Annotated in this window: 18 protein-coding genes and 1 riboswitch; of the genes, 6 read left to right on the top strand and 12 right to left on the bottom strand. The window is 58.6% G+C overall.

Translation table 11 applies throughout. The features are described from left to right. Positions 1-148: 148 nt before the first annotated feature. Positions 149-2,788 (top strand): rifamycin-inactivating phosphotransferase, encoded by a 2,640-nt coding sequence (gene rph, locus Q4T40_22400; GenBank protein ID MDT8903994.1) that lies wholly within the window; start codon positions 149-151, stop codon positions 2,786-2,788. Positions 2,789-2,846: 58 nt separating this feature from the next. Further along, on the top strand, positions 2,847-3,230 hold the full coding sequence (locus tag Q4T40_22395) for a VOC family protein (GenBank protein MDT8903993.1): 384 nt from the start codon (positions 2,847-2,849) through the stop codon (positions 3,228-3,230). Here the strand turns inward: Q4T40_22395 and Q4T40_22390 are convergent. Further along, on the bottom strand, positions 3,218-3,778 hold the full coding sequence (locus tag Q4T40_22390) for a flavin reductase family protein (protein ID MDT8903992.1): 561 nt from the start codon (positions 3,776-3,778) through the stop codon (positions 3,218-3,220). The two genes, Q4T40_22395 and Q4T40_22390, sit on opposite strands and share 13 nt — an antisense overlap. Positions 3,779-3,912: 134 nt before the next feature. Then, positions 3,913-4,704, bottom strand: a complete 792-nt coding sequence (locus Q4T40_22385) for a PhzF family phenazine biosynthesis protein (protein MDT8903991.1) — start codon at positions 4,702-4,704, stop codon at positions 3,913-3,915. A 160-nt stretch (positions 4,705-4,864) separates the two neighbouring features. On the opposite strand from Q4T40_22385, the gene Q4T40_22380 reads away from it, so the two are divergent. Then, positions 4,865-5,323 carry a hypothetical protein gene (locus Q4T40_22380; protein ID MDT8903990.1) on the top strand — a complete coding sequence of 153 codons (459 nt, stop codon included), beginning with the start codon at positions 4,865-4,867 and terminating at the stop codon, positions 5,321-5,323. Positions 5,324-5,399: 76 nt separating this feature from the next. Here the strand turns inward: Q4T40_22380 and Q4T40_22375 are convergent, their stop codons facing one another. The 6 genes from Q4T40_22375 to Q4T40_22350 all read right to left on the bottom strand — a co-directional run bounded on the left by Q4T40_22375 (position 5,400) and on the right by Q4T40_22350 (position 10,752). Continuing rightward, positions 5,400-5,831, bottom strand: coding sequence for an EamA family transporter (locus Q4T40_22375; protein MDT8903989.1), 432 nt, complete (start codon positions 5,829-5,831; stop codon positions 5,400-5,402). A gap of 178 nt (positions 5,832-6,009) precedes the next feature. Continuing rightward, entirely contained in the window at positions 6,010-6,699 is a 690-nt protein-coding gene (locus Q4T40_22370; protein ID MDT8903988.1) for a hypothetical protein, read from the bottom strand. A 381-nt stretch (positions 6,700-7,080) separates the two neighbouring features. Continuing rightward, positions 7,081-7,860 (bottom strand): helix-turn-helix domain-containing protein, encoded by a 780-nt coding sequence (locus Q4T40_22365; GenBank protein ID MDT8903987.1) that lies wholly within the window; start codon positions 7,858-7,860, stop codon positions 7,081-7,083. A gap of 271 nt (positions 7,861-8,131) precedes the next feature. Continuing rightward, on the bottom strand, positions 8,132-9,094 hold the full coding sequence (locus Q4T40_22360) for a GGDEF domain-containing protein (protein ID MDT8903986.1): 963 nt from the start codon (positions 9,092-9,094) through the stop codon (positions 8,132-8,134). Between the two features lie 410 nt (positions 9,095-9,504). Further along, complete coding sequence (locus tag Q4T40_22355; protein MDT8903985.1) at positions 9,505-9,777, bottom strand: hypothetical protein; 273 nt, start codon at positions 9,775-9,777, stop codon at positions 9,505-9,507. Between the two features lie 135 nt (positions 9,778-9,912). Beyond that, complete coding sequence (locus Q4T40_22350; GenBank protein MDT8903984.1) at positions 9,913-10,752, bottom strand: methyl-accepting chemotaxis protein; 840 nt, start codon at positions 10,750-10,752, stop codon at positions 9,913-9,915. A gap of 188 nt (positions 10,753-10,940) precedes the next feature. Between Q4T40_22350 and Q4T40_22345 the strand changes: the two genes are divergently transcribed. Then, positions 10,941-11,537 carry a ferritin-like domain-containing protein gene (locus Q4T40_22345; GenBank protein MDT8903983.1) on the top strand — a complete coding sequence of 199 codons (597 nt, stop codon included), beginning with the start codon at positions 10,941-10,943 and terminating at the stop codon, positions 11,535-11,537. A 108-nt stretch (positions 11,538-11,645) separates the two neighbouring features. Here the strand turns inward: Q4T40_22345 and Q4T40_22340 are convergent, their stop codons facing one another. Beyond that, positions 11,646-12,041: a molybdenum cofactor biosynthesis protein MoaE gene (locus tag Q4T40_22340; protein MDT8903982.1), complete on the bottom strand. Its 396-nt coding sequence runs from the start codon at positions 12,039-12,041 to the stop codon at positions 11,646-11,648. Positions 12,042-12,253: 212 nt separating this feature from the next. After that, a riboswitch (cyclic di-GMP riboswitch) is annotated at positions 12,254-12,338 on the top strand. 103 nt (positions 12,339-12,441) lie between these two features. On the opposite strand from Q4T40_22340, the gene Q4T40_22335 reads away from it, so the two are divergent. Together Q4T40_22335 and Q4T40_22330 are read left to right on the top strand one after the other, a co-directional pair. After that, positions 12,442-12,639, top strand: a complete 198-nt coding sequence (locus Q4T40_22335; protein MDT8903981.1) for a hypothetical protein — start codon at positions 12,442-12,444, stop codon at positions 12,637-12,639. Positions 12,640-12,780: 141 nt separating this feature from the next. Further along, positions 12,781-13,596 carry an alpha/beta hydrolase gene (locus tag Q4T40_22330; protein ID MDT8903980.1) on the top strand — a complete coding sequence of 272 codons (816 nt, stop codon included), beginning with the start codon at positions 12,781-12,783 and terminating at the stop codon, positions 13,594-13,596. 75 nt (positions 13,597-13,671) lie between these two features. Here Q4T40_22330 and Q4T40_22325 read toward each other — a convergent pair whose 3' ends face one another. From Q4T40_22325 to nifJ, 3 genes are all read right to left on the bottom strand, one after another. Then, complete coding sequence (locus Q4T40_22325; GenBank protein MDT8903979.1) at positions 13,672-15,150, bottom strand: methyl-accepting chemotaxis protein; 1,479 nt, start codon at positions 15,148-15,150, stop codon at positions 13,672-13,674. Positions 15,151-15,367: 217 nt separating this feature from the next. Then, the gene (locus Q4T40_22320; protein ID MDT8903978.1) at positions 15,368-16,099 is read right to left on the bottom strand and encodes an AAA family ATPase; all 732 of its coding nucleotides are present in this window, start codon (positions 16,097-16,099) and stop codon (positions 15,368-15,370) included. Between the two features lie 172 nt (positions 16,100-16,271). Next, a complete protein-coding gene (gene nifJ, locus Q4T40_22315) occupies positions 16,272-19,823 on the bottom strand; it encodes a pyruvate:ferredoxin (flavodoxin) oxidoreductase (GenBank protein MDT8903977.1) in 3,552 nt (1,183 codons plus the stop codon). Positions 19,824-20,135: the final 312 nt, after the last annotated feature.

Genomic DNA, 20,135 nt, shown 5'->3' with positions numbered 1-20,135 from the left:
TACTTATGCCGCGCATGGCCTTTGACGGTCTTCACGCCGCTGCCGGCGACAATGGCGAGGTACTTCTTCGGGGTTCGGGCCGTCGGGGGCAATTTTTGCCCCGCGGCCGGGAAGGCTATTAGCGGACGATCCCGGAGGGAGGACGACGATGGACAGGTATGTGCTGGATTTCGCGGCGATAGGCAAGACTGACCTGGCCCGTGCGGGCGGCAAGGGGGCTAACCTCGGCGAGCTGTGCCGCATCCCGGGGGTGGCGGTGCCGGCCGGGTTCTGCGTGACGACGGAGGCCTATGAGGAATTTGCGGCCAAGAGCGGCGAGTTCGCGGCGCTGCTGGCCGAGCTGGGCCGGGTGGGCCCCGGGGCGCTGGCGGAGATCCGCGCCGTAGGCGGCCGCATCCGCGCCCATTTGGAGAGCCTGGCCATCCCCGCGCCAGTGGCGGCGGAAATCGTCCGCGCCTGGCGGCGGGCGGGAGCCGGGCACGCCTACGCGGTGCGTTCGAGCGCGACGGCCGAGGACCTGCCGGGGGCGTCGTTCGCCGGCCAACAGGATACTTATCTGAATGTTAAAGGGGAAGGCGAGCTGCTTTACCATGTGAAGCGGTGCTGGGCGTCGCTGTTCACCGACCGGGCGATCGCCTACCGGGCGAAGAACGGTTTCGATCATGGCAAGGTGCGGCTGGCGGTGGTTGTGCAGCGGATGGTTTTCCCGGAGGTGGCGGGGATAATGTTCACCGCCGACCCGGTGAGCGGCAACCGCAGGGTGGCGTCGATCGACGCGGCCTTCGGGCTGGGGGAGGCGCTGGTGTCGGGGCTGGTGAGCGCCGACCTGTACAAGGTGCGGAGCGGACGGATCGTGAAGCGGCAGGTGGCGGCCAAGAAGCTGGCGATATACCCGCTGGCGGACGGCGGCACGGAGGAGCGGGAGGTTCCCGCCGGGCGGCAGCGCGAGCAGGCGCTGCCCGACGCGGCGATCGCGGAGCTGGCGGCGCTGGGCCGGGAGATCGAGGAGCATTTCGGCGCGCCGCAGGATATCGAGTGGGCGCGGGCCGGGGGGCGGTTTTACATCGTGCAGAGCCGGCCGATAACGACGCTCTACCCCTTGCCGGAGACGGCCGGCGACGCGCCGGGGGTATACGTGTCCTTCGGCCATGTGCAGATGATGACCGATCCGATCAGACCGCTGGGGATGTCGATCTGGGAGAATACGATGGAGGCGGTGGACAATCGCTGGGTGCCGGTGGCCGCGGGGGGAAGGATGTATATCGATATCACCGATTCGCTGGCGTCGTGGCTGGGGCGCAAGACGGCGCCGGCGATGTACAGCAAGTCGGACGCGCTGATCGCGAGCGCGATCGCCGAGGTGCTCCGCCGCCGCGATTTTATCGCTTCGCTGCAGCCGCGCAAGCGGGCCAAAGGCGGGAAGTCCTATATGACGAAGAGCCTGGCGATGATGGCCGGGGCGGTCCCGAAGTTGCTTTTGCAGGATAAGATAAAGGTCCCGGATACGGAGGCGCTCTGCGCTCAGCTTGTCGGCGAGCTGCGCCGCGAGCTGGCGAGGCGGCCGGGGCAGGAGCGGCTGAAGTATATCGCCGACAGTTTCAGCATGGGGTTCGATGCGTTTATGGAGGAAATCGGGCCGCCGGTGTTCACGGCCTGGATGGCGTCGATGCTGATCGGCTGGCTGGCTCGGTACTGGCTGGGCGAGCCGTCGCCGCTGGACGAGCTGACGAAGTCGGCGCCGGGGAACGTGTCGTCCGAGATGGGCCTGGTGCTGGGCGACCTGGCGGACGTAATCCGCCCCTACCCCGCGGCGCTGGCGTATATGAAGACGGCGGAGGACGCAACTTTCCTGGAAGGCCTGGGGCGGGTGGAGGGCGGCGACGCCATCCGGCCGGCGTTCGAGAGTTTTCTGCGCAAGTACGGTATGCGCTGCCCGGGCGAGATCGACATTACCCGCCCGCGCTGGCGGGAGCGGCCGACGCAGCTGGTGCCGGCGATCGCCAGCCATATCCACAGCACCGAGCCGGGCGAGCACCGGCGGAAGTTCGCCCAGGGGAAGGCGGACGCCGAGCGGGCGGCGCAGGAGCTGAGGCGGCGGCTGAAACGCAGGCTGGCCGGCGGGATGAAAGCACGGGTTATGGGCCGGCTGGCGCGGACGTACCGGGAGTTCATCGGTTTGAGGGAGTATCCGAAATATCTGATGGTAAGCCTGCTGGACGAGTGCAAGAAGGCGATCATGGAGGAGGCGGAGGCTTTAGCGGCCCAGGGGGCGATCGAGCAGCCGGAGGATGTTTTTTACCTGACGCTGGAAGAGCTGACGGCGGCGGTGGCGACCGGCCGGGCAGACAAGAGAATAATCGCGGCACGGCGGGAGAAGTACGCGGAGTACGAGAAGCTGAAGCCGCCGCGGGTGATGACGAGCGAGGGCGAGATGTTCGCCGGCTCGTATGCGCCGCGCGACCTGCCGCCTGGGGCGCTGGCGGGGATGGCGGTGTCGGCGGGGACGGTGGAGGGCCGGGCGCGGGTGGTGACGAAGCTGGAGGAGGCCGACCTGGAGCGGGGCGATATCCTGGTGGCGCCGTTCACCGATCCTGGCTGGACGCCGCTGTTCGTTTCAGCCAGCGGACTGGTGACCGAGGTGGGCGGGCTGATGACCCACGGGGCGGTGGTGGCCCGCGAGTACGGCATCCCGGCGGTGGTGGGAGTGGACGAGGCGACGGAGAAGATCCACGACGGGGACAGGATAAGGGTGGATGGTACGAAGGGCGTTGTGGAGGTACTGCATTAACATACTATCCCCCGATACAAGAAAGCCACCAGCCTTTCACAGCATAGGGAGGACAAGCATGAAAATTAAACTGAGCAGCGTGTTCGTGGCCGACCAAGAGAAAGCCTTGAAGTTCTATACCGAGGTGCTGGGGTTTGAGAAAAAAAACGACATCCCGCTGGGGGATGCCAGATGGCTGACGGTGGTGTCGCCGGAAGCGCCCGACGAGGCGGAGCTCGTCCTCGAACCGAACGGCAACCCGGCGGCCCAAATTTACCAGAAGGCGCTCCGCGACCAGGGCATACCGGCGACCGCTTTCGCGAGCGACGATGTCGCCGGGGAGTATGACCGCCTGCTAAAGCTGGGCGTGACGTTTACCCTGACCCCGACCAAAGCCGGCCCTGTCACGATTGCCTTGTTCGACGACACCTGCGGGAATCTGATCCAGGTTTACGGGGAGTGAGGGCGACTGCCGCCGCAGGCTTTGAATACTGTCCCTATTCTGTCTTTGATATCGAAATAACCGAAAGCCATCATCATCGTCGGTTTCGCTTTCAGGGCGTCCGGCACCCCGTTCTCCAGGCAGTCCTCGTCCGCATAGGCGGCGACGATCTCGCCGAGGAACATCGTGAAGTCGAAGATGGGGATGGTCTGGATGACCTTGCAGAGGTAATTGATCGGGCACTCCTTTATCAGCGGCGCGTTGCCCGCTTCGTCGTAGAAGGACTCGAACACCGCCGACTTGTCGATGTCTTTGCCGGAAACGGTGCCGCAGTAGTCGGTTTTGGCGACATCTGCCGAGGCCGGGACGTTGACGCTGAAGAAGCCGTTCTCGACCACGCCCGCTGTGGTGTAGTGGGAGTTTTTCAGCGAGATGTACAGCACCGGCCGCTGGCTGACGACGCCGTAGGCGCCGAGGGTGGCGTAGTTGGGCTTGCCGTTGACGGTGGCCCCGGCGAGGACGGCGATATACGGCCCGAAGGGGATATTGGCGATTTTCTTTTTCGTCATATTTAACGCTCCTTTCTGGCTGATAGCTTTTGCGGCGGCGAGAGAAATTATCAGGTGCGACAACATGAAAAAGCCTCAACCCTATGGTTGAGGCTTTGATGCATATTAAGGGGCGTTTCGGCCCCGAAGGGCGGCTAGGCCAGCAGTTCGCCGGCGAGGACGGTGACGGCGTGGCCGCGGATGCTGACGCGGTCGCCTCTGGCGGCGACTTTGAGGAAGCCGCCCCGCGCCGAGGCCTGGTAGGCGGTGAAGGCTTCCTTGGTGAGCTTGCTTTGCCAGTAGGGGACGAGGCGGCAGTGGGCCGAGCCGGTGACGGGGTCTTCGTTGACGCCGACGGCGGGGGCGAAGAAGCGGGAGACGAAGTCGTAATCGCCGGTGCGGGACGGGGCGGTGAGGATGACGCCCCGGCAGGGCGTTTTGACGAGGCGGGCGAAGTCGGGAGCGGCGGCGCGGACCTCTTGCTCGGTGGCGACTTCGACGAGATAGTCTTCGTCGCCGCGGCCGACGAAGACCGGCCGTACGCCGAGAGCCTCGACAAGCCCTGGCGGCGCTTCGCAGGGGGCCACGGGGGAGGCGGGGAAGTCGAGCTCGATGAGGCCGTCGGCATAGCGGGCGGTGAGCAGGCCGCTCAGGGTGTGGAAGTTGATCGGCTTATCGCGCGGCACGCCCTTTTCCGTGAAGAGGACGTGGGCGGTGGCGAGGGTGGCGTGGCCGCAGAGCTTGACTTCGCTTTTGGGCGTGAACCAGCGCAGCCGGTAGCCGTCGCCTTCGGGGAAGATGAAGGCGGTTTCGGACAGGTTCATTTCGGCGGCCACGGACTGCATCCACGCCTCGTCCGCCGCTTTGTCGAGGAGACAGACGGCCGCGGGGTTGCCTTTGTAGGGCTCGGCGGTGAAGGCGTCGACCTGATAAATGGGGATTCGCATGAGGTTTCACTCCTTTGCTGTTGTTGGGCGTTCGCGTGTAAGCGGCTTTATGGGGTACCGTCACCCCGACCGGGTCGGCGGGAGGGCTCGGTTGAAATAATTGCCAGTTGACGGTATACTATAAGCAGTATTTTACTTTTTTGACGAAAGGGGTCGTATTATGAAAAAAGTGCTGCTTGGTATCACTCTTCTCGTGTTCGTACTGGGTCAGTCGGTCTGTTTCGCCAATCCGATCCCCAATCTGGTAGGGACCTGGACGGTCGCGTCCGAGGGCGTGGCTCTGTTAAAGGGGAACGATGCGGTTAAGCACGGGCGGGCGAACGATACTCTCGACAAGGAAGGGAGAATAAAAGCCATCGGCAGCTCGGCTCCTGATATGAAGATCGTCATAACGGAGCAGAAGGGCAGAATCTTTTACGGGACGAAGCAAACCGGCAAGGTCGCGGAAAACTTCGCCGGGGTGATCGGCTACGACAATAAGACCATCCACTGCGTCGATGAGGACGGGTTCAACGATGGTACATACGACAGCAAAAACGATAGGATCGATTACTTTTACAAGCACGCCAACGACAACGATTCGATGGTGGTCGTGGGAACCTGGACAAGGGTGAAGTAAGGGATAAGCGAACCGGATACGGGAGCGCCGTCAGTTTTGACGGCGCTCTTATCTTTTCGCGGTACCGGTCAGGCTGTCAGCCGAGGGCGACGAGGATGGCGCCGAGGGCGATGAGGACGACGCCAGCGCCGCCGAGGAGGCTGACTTTTTCGCCGAGGAAGAGGACGGCGATGACGGTGGCCATGACGACGCTGAGCTTGTCGACGGGGGCGACCTGGGAGACGTTGCCGTACTTGAGGGCGAGGAAGTAGAACAGCCACGACGTCGCCCCCGCCACACCGCTCAGGGCGATGAACGTAATCGCCTTCCGGTCGGCGATGATGGCCGGGATGTCCTTCAGCGTCCCCTGGAAAGCCACAACGCCGACCAGGAACAAAGCCATGATAACCGCCCGCACCGCGGTCGCCGTATTGGCGTCGATACCCTGCAACCCTATCTTGCCGAAAATCGCCACCAACGCCGCCGTCCCCGCCGACAACAGCGCGAAAACAAGCCAAAGATGATCCAAGGGTAATCACTCCCGGTTGTTGGTAATTTTTTATATATACGCCGGGAGTGGGCGCTCAACCTCCCGGCAATGAAAAAAGAGCGGGGGTACCCGCTCTAAAAGGAAAAAACCTTCAATCCTTTTGGGAACAAAAAGTTGTCCATACCCTTCAAGTCATACTTCAATTTATATGGTCATCCTACGGGATTTTTGCACCAAACTTTTTAATATAATCTATCTGTCTCTCCTCAGTTAGCCTGACTATGCCTTCAACCAGAAACTCCCATTTGGGAATACTTGTGCATTCTAATGACGACCAATATTTATGAATATATTCTTCTTTTGGATCATGGCAGTATAAATCAAACCAGTCCGTATCCACCTTGGTTACTCGAAGAGCTTCAGGAATATCGACAGAAACAATATATGTTGAAACTCCCAGCATCTTTCTAATATGAGCCTCTCCGATTCGGTTATTTTCAGCAACCCATATGCAGGATAAGCGACTTGCAGCGTCAGAAGCGACTATGCGCCTAAGTCTCTCAAATTCTAATTCGACATTTGCTTTTAGTAACACTTCTTGCATTTCCGAAGTCATAAGCGATTGCGTATTGGTTAAACCAAAGCCCACCCCACCTGTGCTCTTAATAATTGAAGCCATAATTATTGTTTGCACAGATCGAGGTGTTACAGCCCCAGAAGGAATTTTCGCATTTGAAATATCTGATAGGGATGCCTCTCTTAAGCTAAGATGACTTGCGCCAATTCCAGAATCAATCAAAGCCAAATAATCAGGTGACATGAGAGAACCAGCTAGAGAAATATTATGTACGGGATACCAGTTTTTTAGGTCAATACCATGAATAAATGTGCCATCGTATGCTTTCATCTTTCGCCATTTTTACCTTCCGTAAAATTCATTTCCCTACTGACACTTCTGTTCTATAATTACATTCCCTTCTTTCTCAATTCTTTTTTGGTCACTAAAAAGTAATGTGTTTCTTTCAATTTTGCGGGGGCGCAAACGACGGCGACGTTGCGGAGGCTGGTACGCGCCGTTGGCGAAGCGGTGAGCATGCGGCGCGAGCGGCCATGGACGGCCGCGAGAGGAGTCATCTGTCACGGACGACAGTTGACGACGGCGCCGGCGGGCGAAACCGCGAGCCATACGGCGCGTTCGGCCGGAGGACAGGAGCCGGGCGTTTGCGCCCCCGCAAAGGTATCGGCACAAACAAAAAAGCCACGATCACTCGTGGCTTTTTCGTTCCCGTCACATGTTGTCGATGTCGCTTTTCTTGATGCGGTAGCCGTCGCCGACTTTGATGGCCCTCAGTTTGCCCTCGTTGATGAGGTAGTGCACCGTTTCGGGCGATACCTGAAGGTAGGCGGCGGCTTGGTCGACTGTCATGATGTCGGGCACGGCGGCTTTCTGGGGGGCTGCCGGCGCGACGGCCGTTTTCCTGCTGTTGGGGTCGATCATCACTTCCGCCAGTTGATCGGGCTCGCAGCCCAGGTCGTAATCGCTCTCCACCGCGACGCTGAACCTCGTGCCGGCGGGAAGGTCCTGGTTCTTGCCCCGGACAAAGCCGGCAAAGATCGATATCACGAGGAAGGCCGGAATTACCCAGCCGCCTTCTCCCCCGCCGCTTTTTTCAAGGTTGAAGGCCACCGGAACATCGACGCCGTTGACAGCCTTGACGGAGCGGGTCGTTATCGCGATCTTGCCGCCCTTCCCAAAGGCCCCGGCCTTTTTGACCTCGGAGACAATCGCTTCCCCGGCGGCGCCGATGGGGATGACCGTGACGCTGTTGACCTGGACGGCGCCGGTCGTTTTGAACAGCACCCGCTCGCCCTGGTAGTTGCGGCCCGAGTTGAGGGGCGTGATAAGCTCGCAGGGGACGATTGTGCCGGCGGGTATGTAGGCGTGATTGACGGCGCGGGAGGTTGTTGTCGAAAAGCTGAACGCCTGGGCGACACCGGAGGAAAAGACGATAGCCAAGCAGAGGACGACCGCGGTAAGCCGGACGGTGACACGACCGAAAGACAACAAGAGGCTTCACACCCTTTCTATATGTAAGAACTTCTTCGACATTTACCAATAATTTCCTTGTAAATTATTGATATTTTTCAAAATTAAGGAAAAATAATTTGGTTTTCCCGACCGCGGAGGGCCAGAGAATCTTTGTCCGTGAACCGATACCGCGAGCCGTGCCGACGCGTGGCAGGCTTCGCAACGGGAAGGAAGGGACAAACAAAAAAGAGCGGTATTCCGCTCTTTGCATCCTGGCGCTCGGAGTAATTTCATTCATGCCGGTTGTCGTTTAATTATCCCCGTCGATTCTTCGCTGCTTTTCTATATACATAAGCTTGTCGCTGTGACGGATAAGCTCATCCACGCTGTTATACCTGTCGTCAAATACCGTCAGGCCATAGCTGAATTTAATCCGATAAGGCAGTTCGCTTCGCAAATTATAAGCATTGATCTTATCGTTCAGTATTTTTATATACGTCTCTACCACAGCTCTTTGGTTCTCGTCGAGCAAGACGACAAACTCATCACCACCCAAGCGGATGGGAACTCCTTTCCCTTCAAATATGTCTTCTAACTGCCCGGCGAATATCCGCAATACTTTATCTCCCTCGTGATGACCATGGGTATCATTAATGCTTTTGAAGTCGTCCAGGTCGATAGTCACTACCGATAAAACTATATTTCTTTTCCCTCGCAAACCTTCAATGTATTCGTTATACGCGACACGGTTCCTCAGGCCCGTTAACGGGTCAATCTTCGTCTGACTGTGGATAATAAAAATATAGTTAATTATCACGGCAATGGCCGTGCTATTCCAGATGGTCAAAAAAATAAAGTAATACAACTGAAAGACAGACATCACCGCAGGAATTATCGTGAGCATGCCGAGTATAAGCAGCTCTTCCTTGCTAAACTTCTTGCGGGCAGCACATAAGACCGCTAAGTTTACTGTGTAATAAAAGTAATAGGTTAGCGGTGAAACAAAGAACAGCGGCCCCCGAACGTACACGTTTTCAGGAGTTATGCTGAATATCCAGTCAAAACTAAAGCTGCCAACTGATATGATGCCATTTACAAAGAACGGGATAGCCAGCCAAAAAGCTTTGCTATTCACTTTTTTATATTTGTTCGTTCTCTTATATACGTATGACACGGCACAAATAGGTACTAACGGCGACAATGCAAACCCTAATGTATCAACCAGCTTATGGGCAACAATAAAATTGGGATAATAACCGGAATTTAACGCCACACTCAGGATTTCCAATACCAATGTTAACAGAGTTAAGAGTATTAACAAAAAAAACAACCGGTGGACTTGCTTTTTTCTATCAAGCTTGGAATATGCGTGTCCGGCAACGATAGACAGTAATATAACCATAAATATATTCAACTGAAGCGCAAGCATTGTGTTAATTGATCATCACTTCCTTGCCGGCAATCAACAGCGCGATCCATTTTAAGGCAACGTAAATATACTTTTCCCAATTCGCCTTTATTCGACAAATTCCTTGCTGACGCGTTGGGTTTCGTTTTGACGCCCGTCGGTTTCACTCAAGAGCCAATCGCTTTAGGCGCAAAACCTAAGCCGGACAGGAGCCGGAGCTTTCTTCCCCCGCAAAGGGTATGGGTACAAACAAAAAAGAGCGGGCGTAACCCACTCTAGCCTCTTCCGGCCTTCCCGCCGATCTTGCGGCCGTTGAACAGCAGCCGGACGATGTCCAGCGCCTCGGCGGGGTTCATATTATCTTCGTAGCCCAAGTCTTTAAACTCGGCCCAGACGGTTTCCTGCGTTTGCCGGGTGACTGCCGTCAGCCCCCGGATTTCGGGAACGACGGCTTTGATTTCGCTGTTGTCCATCAATTGAAAAATTCTCTGGCCTTTCTCGACGCCGATAATCATAAGAAAAACGGCCACCTTCTTTAGCGCCGTCAATACGAGTCCCCCTTAGTATGTATTCAGCCAATATCGGCGGCACTAATAGTATACGCCGGCCCTGCCCGGGCAAAACCCGCGAGGCTCGCGGGTTTGCTGTCTTCCGGATTGGCAGGACGGAGGCTGTCCGGGATATCAACTGTCGATGAAGCCTTCGGCGGTATGATCCAGTTTTTCGGCCATCACGCTTATCTGCTGGATGGAGGAGGCGATAAGCTCGATGGCGCCCGCGATCTGGGCTATCGTTCCTTCAATATGCGCCGCGTGCTGATATGATGACGTGCTTGTTTCTTTAATTTCTTTGATGATGTTCTCGACTTGCTTGATCGAATCGGTGCTGCCGGCAGCGAGCTTGCGGATTTCTTCGGCAACCACGCCGAAGCCCCGGCCTTGTTCACCAACCCGCGCCGCTTCGATCGCCGCATTTAAGCCCAACAGGTTTGTTTGCGACGCTATGTTTTTTATCAGGCCGAGCACTTTGTCCGTTTCCTGGGCACTTTGCTGGGATTCTTTGGTGGAGGTTGTCAGGGTTTGGCTGACGGCCGCTATTTCCTCGCTTTGCGCCGCGATCTTTTCGCTGGTCGCCGCCAGCGAGCTTATCGCCCCGGTCAGCGTCGTCGCCATTTCTTTAAAGCTGTCGTATAGCTCGACCGACTGGGTAATGGTAACGGCGCCGATGACTTGGTTGTCGTCATTGTACAGAGGGTTGGCCAGCGCGATGTAAGGGATGCCTCTGACCGATTTATCGATTTTGGTAAATATGCGCCGCTTTTCATCGATAGCCCTTTTGATCGCGCTCCCGTCCCTTAGCGACTGCCCTACCGGGGCCTTGAGATCAAGGTTTTTCGCCGGCTTGTAGAAAAGGCAGGTCGTGCAGTCCGCGACCGTCACGCCGTAGTCTGCCGGAACTATATCGGACAGACGCGATAGTACATAGATATATTGATTCAGTATGTCCCTGTCGCTGTCTTGCATGTTTTTTCTCCCTCCATATAATCCGAACGAAGCCTGATACATCAGTATTTTATAGCATACGCCACGGGGTGGCTCTAAGCCTCCTGCCGGACCGACGAAAAAAGCGCGGGGGCGTCCGGTCGCTTGGGAACACTTTGGCCAACTACGCGACATATCATATATCAAGAAAGAATACGGGAGGAATGACTGTGCCTAAATCCACCTGTTACCCGGCCAAAGCCGGATATGGCTGCTCGCCGTCGTCCTGCAAGCCGGACATGGATGAATGCCCCAATCATCCTGACCTTTATTTGCTTAGAGATGCGGCCGCGGACGAGCGCGGGGCGATTGCCGACTATCTGACCTGTGCCGCGGAGACGTGCCTGGACGAACTTTTTCTTGATGTCGCCGAAGATGAGATGCAGCATTATGTCGAAACAATGCGGCTGATTTCGCTGTTTGATCCCGTGCAGGCGGCAATGCTTAAGGAGGAAGACCTCGGCTTCTTAGTGATGAAACGCCCGAAGCCAAAATGGACTGCGAGTAAAAAGGCCCAGGAAGAAGCGGATGTGGAGGTCGTACCGCCGAATAAGAAGGATCTTCCGGCGATACGCTGCATTACGAAAGCCATTCAGGACGAACTGCACGCGATCAATAAGTATCAGCGCTACATGAACGAGGCCGAGGAGGACCGGGTAAAAGCTCACTTTTGCATGCTTATGAATGACGAGAAGGAGCATGTGGCGGAGTTTTCGGCGGCGTTATTCAAGCTGACGCACGAACCGCTGCCGGAAGAAACCGACTAATCGGCGTTCGCGCCGCCGGTTCGCTGCCGGAAACGGCCCCGAAGACCCTTTGCATATTGCCGCGGGTCTTTGGGGCCCCGGGGCGAGGGGGCCGGAATTTCGCAGCCGCTAATGTTTCTGCTCGATTTCGGTGACGCATTCGGTTTTGATTTTTTCGACGAGGGTCTGCAGCGCGTCGACGACATGCGGCCGGATGTCGCCGCCGATCAGAATGTACATTATGTCGTCGCCGAGGTCGAGCCGGCCTTCGTTGAGCCAGACCTTGATGTAGAAGATGCCCGCCATTTTATAGGTTTCCGCGACCGCGGCGTCGACTTTCGCTGCGTCGTAGGCGAACTCCATTCCCGTGACCTGCGAGCCGTCGTCGATGCCCTGGCGGACCTGGGCCTTGGGCGTTTGGCGGACGACGCCGTTATGGACGAGATACATGCCTACCCTTGCGGCCGACGGATGGGCTTTCGCTTCTTTGAGCCATTCGTCGATGGATGGTGCGAGTTTTTTCATTTTACCAACGCCTTTCATCAGTGCAGGGATTTAGGTGACTTATATTATATACGCCGCCGGGGAGGCATGACCTGCCGGCGACCGATGAAAAAGGGGGCGCCGCTCTTGTTATAGGACTTAAGTCCCTGTTACGTAGGAAAAAACTCCTAGGAAGTACCTTGACACTGATGATGTTCAGGTAGTAAGATTGAATTAATAATAATTGTTATAATTTGTCGAATGGGCAAACTTATCGAAAGATAAGGACGCAAAGCTATGGGTCTAAGGACATACGTCTATGACTGCCAAGCCGCCAACTATCTGAGAATAGTTGTTTTGCGCAGGCGGCGGCCTGCCTTTTTTAGTTATTCGGCTGCACTTGACGGATGGTGGCGGCTATGGGCTGGTGCGGAGGTTTTCGATGATAAACCGCGAGTGTGTCTATAAAACAATCAAGGGGTATTTGCCGACCGCGGAGGAGGATTTGGTGGTTTATCTGACGACGCAGGCCGAAAAGCAGATCGAAATCCTGGGCAGGGACGTTATCCGGAGGCTGGTGCTGCCAGGCGCCGACAAGGGCCCGGTGTTGTTTGCATCCAGGATAGATACGAAGGTGTAATGATGAGCAAACCCGCGCAGCCGCGCGGGTTTGTTTTTTTGGCTTTAAGCGGGAGCGGAGAACCAGGTGGATTAGTTCTTATGTAACTACGACGCCCAGCGCCGAATAGGATGATAATAAACGAATTCGGAGGCGAGGCGCATGGGGTTTTATGTAAAAGTTGAACCGGGTGTGAGGCTGTATGTGGAGGAGCTCAACCCGGAGGGCCGGGAGGCGATTTTGTTCCTGCACGGCTGGCCGGCGAGCCACAGGATGTTCGAGTATCAGTTCGACGAGCTTTTCCGGCTGGGGTACCGCTGCATCGGCGTGGACTGCCGCGGGTTCGGCAAAGCGGACAAACCCGCCGGCGGTTACGATTATGACCGCCAGGCGGACGATATTCTGGCGGTGGTGCAGGCGCTTCGCCTGGAAAACGCGACTCTCTTAGGCCATTCGACGGGCGGGGCGATCGCCGTCCGCTATATGGCCCGCCACGGGTGCGGCTTCGCCAGGCTGGCCCTGTGCGCGGCCGCCGCCCCCAGCCTCATCCGGCGGCCCTATTTCCCTCACGGCCTGGAGCGGGAGGCTGTGGAGAAGATCATCGCCGGGACGCTTGCCGACCGCCCGGCGATGCTGAGGGATTTCGGCGATATGTTCTTTTTCCAGTATAAGACCCAGCCGCTGATGGAGTGGTTTTTCCAGATGGGGCTGGAGGCGGCGGGCTGGGCGACGGCGGCGGTGGCGCAGGTGTGGCTGGACGAGGAGCGGCTTTTTGCCGATCTCGGCGAGATCCGCGTGCCCACGCTGATCATGCACGGCATCCACGACAGGGTGTGTCACTTTCCGCTGGGCGTGGCCCAACACGAGGGCATCGCCTGCTCAAGGCTGGTGCCGTTTAAGTACAGCGGCCACGGCCTGTTTTACGACGAGCGCGAGAAGTTCAACGCGGAGCTGGCGCGGTTCGCGGCCGGGCGTTAAGCGCCGCCGGGGAAAGGCAAAAAAACCGTCCCTGTTCCCTTTTGCGGGAACGGGGACGGTTTTGCGTCACGGGTCTCAGGCGTAACGGAGGACGGCTTCGCCAGCCCGGGCCTTGCCTTCGATGACGCGGATGGCGGCGTCGATCCGCGCCTCGATCTGGCGGGAAAGCTCCTCGGCCTGCGCGTACTGGCTCTGCGCTCCGGCCGCATCGCCGGCTTCGACGGCGGCGATCACCTTATCGCCCATGCCGTGCATGTCGTTGTGGACGGCGTCGATGGCGGCCCATTCGCGGAGGACGTCGGGGTGGTCGATGGTGATGGCGTGGTAGAAGTGGCCGAAGGCACACCGCTTGGAGTTGGTCTGGAGGGGGTAGGTTTTCATCTCGTCGGCGATTTTTTTGAGGTTGCGCATCCAGTTGGCGTGGGCTTCCTTGGCTTTGACGAGGTTGGCGACGAGTTCCTCGTTGGAGATGGCGTGGATGCCGCCGTTGAGGGATGAGACCATGTCGCGGACGATGCCGCTGAGGTCTTCGTCGATCTTGGATATCTGCTTGGCGTTGGCGGCGCTCTGGGCGGCGTCGTCGTGGATGGCCTGGGTCATGCCGTGGAGCTTTTCGGCGTCCTGCGCGGACATTGTCATGGCCTGGTTGACCTGCTGGGCCGATTCCTTAACGTTGACCATCAGGGCGGAGATGTCTTCGACGTCTTTGACGGCTGTTTTGAGCATGACGACGTTTTCGGCGACGGTGGCCGAGATGTTGTCGAGTTTTTCGTTCATGGAGCTGGTGGAGCTGAGGGTGTTGCCGAGGCTCTCCCGCCCTCCCTGGGCGGCCTGCTGGATGTTTTGGACGAAGCCGCGCATGTCGTTGAGGTTGGTTTTGGTGCTGTCGGCGAGTTTGCGGATTTCCTCGGCGACGACCGCGAAGCCGCGACCGTGCTCGCCGGCCCGCGCCGCTTCGATGGAAGCGTTGAGGGCCAGCAGGTTGGTCTGCTCGGCGATGGCGGCGACGCCGTCGACAATGTCGTTGACCCGGGTGGCCATTTCGACGAGTTGGCCGATCTGCTCGCGCATGAGGGTGGTGTCGGCGACGACGTTTTCCTTGAGGGCGTTGATCTCGCCGATCTGGACGATGCTTTCGTCGTTTTTGGCGATGAGGGCCTGGGAGGCTGAGGACAGGTGCTGCATTTTCTGGGAGGTCTGGGAGATGGTGTCGTTGACGGTGTTCATGCTGGCGGTGATTTCCTCGACGATGGCGAGGTTGGATTCGCTGAGGAGGGCCATTTCCTTGGCGAAGTTCATGAGGCTGTAGGACGAGTGGGTCATCCTGACGTCGAATTCGCTGAGCGCGGAGACGGTGCCGAGCATTTTTTTGCAGGCTTCGGCCATCTTGGCTTCGCTGGCCAACAGTTTATCGAAGTTGCTGAGGACGCGCTGGTGGATGGGGTAATCGACCCGGACAGGGTCGGCCTGTTTGCCGCTTATCCTGTCCTCGACGTTTTTGAGGATGCACAGAGCTTCCTCGCAGGGCGCGCTTTTTTTGAAAATGTTGAACATGGTTCCCGTCTCCTTTTCGCCGGTGAAGTTATCGGCTATCGCTTTTATGTATTATTAGTTCATAATCATTATAAATTAACTTTCGCGCTATTTCGGGAAAATCCTGCTAAATGTCGCCAAGTGACGCTAAAATGTGCTATTACCAAATTCAATGGCACCATCAATACCTGCGGGTGTCAGTAATGCATAAGGGTATGAGGAGGACGGGCGGGCGAGTTTATTCCAGCAGTATCGGCAGGAGTTTTTTGCGGTTGTTGATGAACTCTTTCGTTACAATATAGTGTTCGGTGTTTTCGTATTCGACGGTGTCGATGCTGTCTTCGGTTATTTGCAGGATGGCCGCGTCCGGATAGCCGATAATAATAGGCGAGTGGGTGGCGATGATGAACTGGCAGTGCTGCCGCACCAGATCATGGATTCTTGCGATCATCGCCATTTGGCGCATGGGAGACAGGGCGGCTTCGGGCTCGTCGAGAATGTAGAGCCCGCTGCCCCTGAATTTGTTCATGAAAGTGGCAAAAAACGCTTCTCCGTGGGATTGCTCGTGCAGCGACCTGCCGCCGTAAGAATCTCCGACGCCGAGTTCTTCTATCTGCGTCGCCAGGTTGTAGAAGCTTTCCGCCCGCAGAAAGAAGCCGTCCCGGGGTCTTTTCGCCCCGCGAATCAGCCGGATGTGCTGATGCAGTTGGGAATGGGAACTGCGCGTGGCGAAGTTGAAGTTGCGCGTGCCGCCTTCGGGGTTGAAGCCCCAGGCGACGGCAATCGCTTCCAGCAGTGTCGATTTGCCGGTGCCGTTTTCGCCGATGATGAAGGTGACCCGCGGGTGAAACGCCAGACAATCCAGGTTGCGGATGACGGGCAGGGAAAAGGGATAGTGATCGAACGACGCTATTTCCCCGCGCAGTAGTTTTATCGAGCGCAGGTAGTGCCCGCATTCAAGCGCTTCCATGTTTGCTCCCCCCTCTTCCGCCCTGCCCCGGGCTTCTTTGGTGGTATTATAGCTTATTCCGGACCAATAATCCATCGCTCGCGCCGGAACGCCGGCCGCGGGCGAAAGGCGGTGGGATGAAGACAGCCTCAGCCCCTTTACGGGGCTGAGGCTGTTCGCTCGTTGCGGGGCTTTATTTGCCTTCCTTTGCGGCGGCGGCTTCGGCGACGGCTTCGTCGCAGGACTTGGCCAGACGGCGGTAGCTGTCGAGCCTTTCGGCGGCGTCTTTGGCCGTCTTAGCGAACAGCTGGTCGGCGACGTCGGGGAATTCCTGCTTGAGGGCGGCGTAGCGGACCTCGCCCATGAGGAATTCGGTGAAGTCGGCGGTAGGCGCCTTGGAGTCGAGGCTGAAGGGGTTTTTGCCCATTTCCTTGAGGGCGGGGTTGTAGCGGTAGTTGGCCCAGTAGCCGGCTTCGACGGCGCGTTTGCACTCAAGCTGGCTGTGTCCCATGCCGATCTTGAGGCCGTGGTTGATGCACGGCGAGTAGCCGATGATGAGCGACGGGCCGGGGTAGGCTTCGGCTTCGGCAATGGCTTTGAGGGTCTGGGCACGGTCGGCGCCCATGCAGACCTGGGCGACGTAGACGTAGCCGTAGCTCATGGCCATCATGCCGAGGTCTTTTTTCTTGGTGCGCTTGCCGCTGGCGGCGAACTGGGCGATGGCCGCGGTGGGCGTGGCTTTGGAGGACTGGCCGCCGGTGTTGGAGTAGACTTCGGTGTCGAAGACGAAGACGTTGACGTCTTCGCCGGAGGCGAGGACGTGGTCGAGGCCGCCGTAACCGATGTCGTAGGCCCAGCCGTCGCCGCCGAAGATCCACTGGGAGCGCTTGACGAAGGAGTCTTGATATTCGAGGAGCTCGGCGTAGAGCGGATTTGCGCCTTTGGCGGCTTCGAGGGCGGCGGCGAGCTTGTCGGCGCGCTCGCGGGTGCCGGCGCCGATGTCTTTTTTGTCGAGCCATTCCTGGAGGGCGGCTTTGACGTCGCCGCTGGCAACGGCGATGGCTGCGGCGACTTTGCCGGCCAGGCGCTCACGGATCTGTTTGACGGCGGTGTACATGCCGAGGCCGTATTCGGCGTTGTCCTCGAAGAGGGAGTTGGCCCAGGCGGGGCCGAAGCCGTTCTTGTCGGCGCAGTAGGGCATGGACGGCGCGGACGCGCCCCAGATGGAGGAGCAGCCGGTGGCGTTGGCGATCATCATGCGGTCGCCGAACAGTTGGGTGACGAGGCGGGCGTAGGCGGTCTCAAGGCAGCCGGCGCAGGCGCCGGAGAACTGGAGGTAGGGGGTTTCGAACTGGCTGCCTTTGACGGTTTCTTTGTTCATAGGGTTGGGCTTGGCAGACAGGCTCATGGCGTAGTCCCACAGGTCCTGCTGGGGCAGCTGGCTGTCGAGCGGCTGCATGACGAGGGCCTTTTCCTTGGCGGGGCAGACCTGGGCGCAGTTGCCGCAGCCGGTGCAGTCGAGCGGCGAGACGGCTATGCGGAAGTGGAGGCCGGCGGCTCCGGTGGCCGGTTTGACGGTGAAGCCCGCGGGGGCGCTCTTTACTTCGTCGTCGTTCGCCAACACCGGCCTGATGCAGGCGTGCGGGCAGACGAAGGCGCACTGGTTGCACTGGATGCATTTGTCGAGCTGCCATTCGGGGACGTCGACGGCGATGCCGCGTTTTTCGTAGGCGGAGGTGCCGCTGGGGAAGGTGCCATCGACCATGCCCATCTCTTTGATGACGCCGACCGAGAGGCTGTCGCCTTCGGTGCGGTTGACGGGGATGACGACTTTGCTGATGAATTCGGGGACGGCTTTGGCGGCGGCGACGGCGTCCTTGGCGTCTTTCCAGGCGGCGGGGACGTCGATTTTGACCATGGCGCTGATGCCCTGGTCGATGGCGGCGAAGTTCATGTTGACGATCTTGTCGCCTTTGCTGCCGTATTCGTCGGTGACGGAGTCTTTGAGGTATTTGACGGCGTCTTCGACGGGGATGATGTCGGCGAGTTTGAAGAAGGCGGACTGCATGATCATGTTGATGCGGCCGCCGAGGCCGATGTCGCGGGCTATTTTGACGGCGTTGATGGTGTAAAATTTTATGTTGTTGACGGCGATGTAGCGTTTGATGGCCGCCGGCAGTTGGGCGTCGAGCTCTTTGTCGTCCCAGATGCAGTTGAGGAGGAAGGTGCCGCCGGGCTTGAGGCCGGCGATGACGTCGTATTTGGCTACATAGGACTGGTTGTGGCAGGCGATGAAGTCGGCCTTGTTGATGAGGTAGGGCGATTTGATCGGCTTTTTGCCGAACCTGAGGTGGGAGACGGTGATGCCGCCCGATTTTTTGGAGTCGTAGGCGAAGTAGCCCTGGGCGTAGAGGTCGGTCTTGTCGCCGATGATTTTGATGGCCATTTTGTTGGCGCCGACGGTGCCGTCGGAGCCGAGGCCCCAGAATTTGCAGGCGCGGGTGCCGGCCGGGGTGGTGTCGATGTCGGCGCCGAGCGGCAGCGAGGTGCCGGTGACGTCGTCGACGATGCCGATGGTGAAGCTGTCCTTGGGCTGGGCGGCCTTGAGGTTTTCGAAGACGGCGACGATCTGCGCCGGGACGACGTCCTTGGAGCCGAGGCCGTAGCGACCGCCGACGATGACGGGCTGCCAGGCTTTGCCGTAGAAGGCGTTCTTGACGTCGAGGTAGAGAGGTTCGCCGGCGCTGCCCGGTTCTTTGGTGCGGTCAAGGACGGCGATCTTGGTAACGGTTTTGGGGATGTATTTCATGAAGTGTTCGATGGAGAACGGCCGGTAGAGGTGGACGGTGAGCAGGCCGACCTTCTCGCCCTGGGCCAGGAGTTTGTCGATGGTTTCCTCGATGGTTTCGCAGGCCGAGCCCATGGCGACGATCATGCGGTCGGCGTCGGGGGCGCCGTAGTAGTCGAAGAGGTGGTATTCGCGGCCGGTGACTTCCTTGACTTTGGCCATGTATTTTTCGACGATGGCCGGCAGGGCCTGGTAGTATTCGTTGGCGGATTCGCGGCCCTGGAAGTAGATGTCGGGGTTCTGGGCGGTGCCGCGGATGCAGGGGCGGCTAGGGTTGAGGGCCCGCTGCCGGAAGCCGGCGAGGGCGTCGCGGTCGATGAGCTTGGCGAGGTCGTCGTAGTCCCAGGTCTCGACTTTTTGGATTTCGTGCGAGGTGCGGAAGCCGTCGAAGAAGTTGACGAAGGGGACGCGGCCTTCTATGGCGGCGAGGTGGGCGACAGCGGCCAGGTCCATGACCTGTTGGACGCTGCTTTCGGCCAGGAGAGCGAAGCCGGTCTGGCGGGTGGCCATAACGTCCTGGTGGTCGCCGAAGATGCTTAGGGCCGAGGCGGCTACGGCGCGGGCGCTGACGTGGAGCACGCCGGGCAGGAGCTCGCCGGCCATTTTGTACATGTTGGGGATCATGAGGAGGAGGCCCTGGGAGGCGGTGAAGGTGGTGGTGAGGGCGCCGCCCTGGAGCGAGCCGTGGGTGGCGCCGGCGGCGCCGGCCTCGGACTGCATCTCGACGACTTTGACAGTCTGGCCGAAGATGTTTTTGCGGCCTTCCGCCGCCCAGGAGTCGACGTACTCGGCCATGGTGGACGAGGGGGTGATGGGGTAGATGGTCGCGACTTCCGTGAACGCGTACGCCACGTGCGCCGCCGCGCAGTTTCCGTCCATGGTTTTCATTTTAGCCATAAATTTTCCCATCCTTTCGTAACGGTACTATTACACTCGGGCCGACGGGGCGGTTGAAACGGGCCGGACCGGGGACGGCCGGAGGGGGTGGCCGGCCCCGGACGAGCGTCGGTTTTTCCGCCTCGGAGGGCGCCGAAAAAACAAGTGTATACACGAATACACCAAGTATACAATTCACCCTTATGGCCCCATAATCCTTCGCGATATAGCCGGAAAAAGAATTATTTAACATACTTTTTGCCTGGGGGCGGGCGGGAGGCGGCGACGGGGTTTGGCGGCCCCGCAAGAACGCGAAAAAGCCCCGGCCGTTGA

It is taken from the genome of Selenomonadales bacterium 4137-cl (genome assembly GCA_032334055.1).
Taxonomy (GTDB): Bacteria; Bacillota; Negativicutes; order Sporomusales; family UBA7701; genus Anaeroselena; species Anaeroselena agilis.
The sequence above is the reverse complement of the archived record's forward strand: the minus strand, read 5'-3'. Positions and strand labels throughout refer to the sequence as shown.

What these genes read in the sequence shown, in the direction of transcription:
- Q4T40_22390 (MDT8903992.1), bottom strand. Translation starts at nt 3,778, where the DNA reads ATGACGAAAAAGAAAATCGCCAATATCCCCTTCGGGCCGTATATCGCC.
- Q4T40_22385 (MDT8903991.1), bottom strand. Translation starts at nt 4,704, where the DNA reads ATGCGAATCCCCATTTATCAGGTCGACGCCTTCACCGCCGAGCCCTAC.
- Q4T40_22395 (MDT8903993.1), top strand. Translation starts at nt 2,847, where the DNA reads ATGAAAATTAAACTGAGCAGCGTGTTCGTGGCCGACCAAGAGAAAGCC.
- Q4T40_22335 (MDT8903981.1), top strand. Translation starts at nt 12,442, where the DNA reads ATGATAAACCGCGAGTGTGTCTATAAAACAATCAAGGGGTATTTGCCG.
- Q4T40_22320 (MDT8903978.1), bottom strand. Translation starts at nt 16,099, where the DNA reads ATGGAAGCGCTTGAATGCGGGCACTACCTGCGCTCGATAAAACTACTG.
- Q4T40_22325 (MDT8903979.1), bottom strand. Translation starts at nt 15,150, where the DNA reads ATGTTCAACATTTTCAAAAAAAGCGCGCCCTGCGAGGAAGCTCTGTGC.
- Q4T40_22330 (MDT8903980.1), top strand. Translation starts at nt 12,781, where the DNA reads ATGGGGTTTTATGTAAAAGTTGAACCGGGTGTGAGGCTGTATGTGGAG.
- Q4T40_22380 (MDT8903990.1), top strand. Translation starts at nt 4,865, where the DNA reads ATGAAAAAAGTGCTGCTTGGTATCACTCTTCTCGTGTTCGTACTGGGT.
- Q4T40_22370 (MDT8903988.1), bottom strand. Translation starts at nt 6,699, where the DNA reads ATGAAAGCATACGATGGCACATTTATTCATGGTATTGACCTAAAAAAC.
- Q4T40_22340 (MDT8903982.1), bottom strand. Translation starts at nt 12,041, where the DNA reads ATGAAAAAACTCGCACCATCCATCGACGAATGGCTCAAAGAAGCGAAA.
- Q4T40_22350 (MDT8903984.1), bottom strand. Translation starts at nt 10,752, where the DNA reads ATGCAAGACAGCGACAGGGACATACTGAATCAATATATCTATGTACTA.
- rph (MDT8903994.1), top strand. Translation starts at nt 149, where the DNA reads ATGGACAGGTATGTGCTGGATTTCGCGGCGATAGGCAAGACTGACCTG.
- nifJ (MDT8903977.1), bottom strand. Translation starts at nt 19,823, where the DNA reads ATGGCTAAAATGAAAACCATGGACGGAAACTGCGCGGCGGCGCACGTG.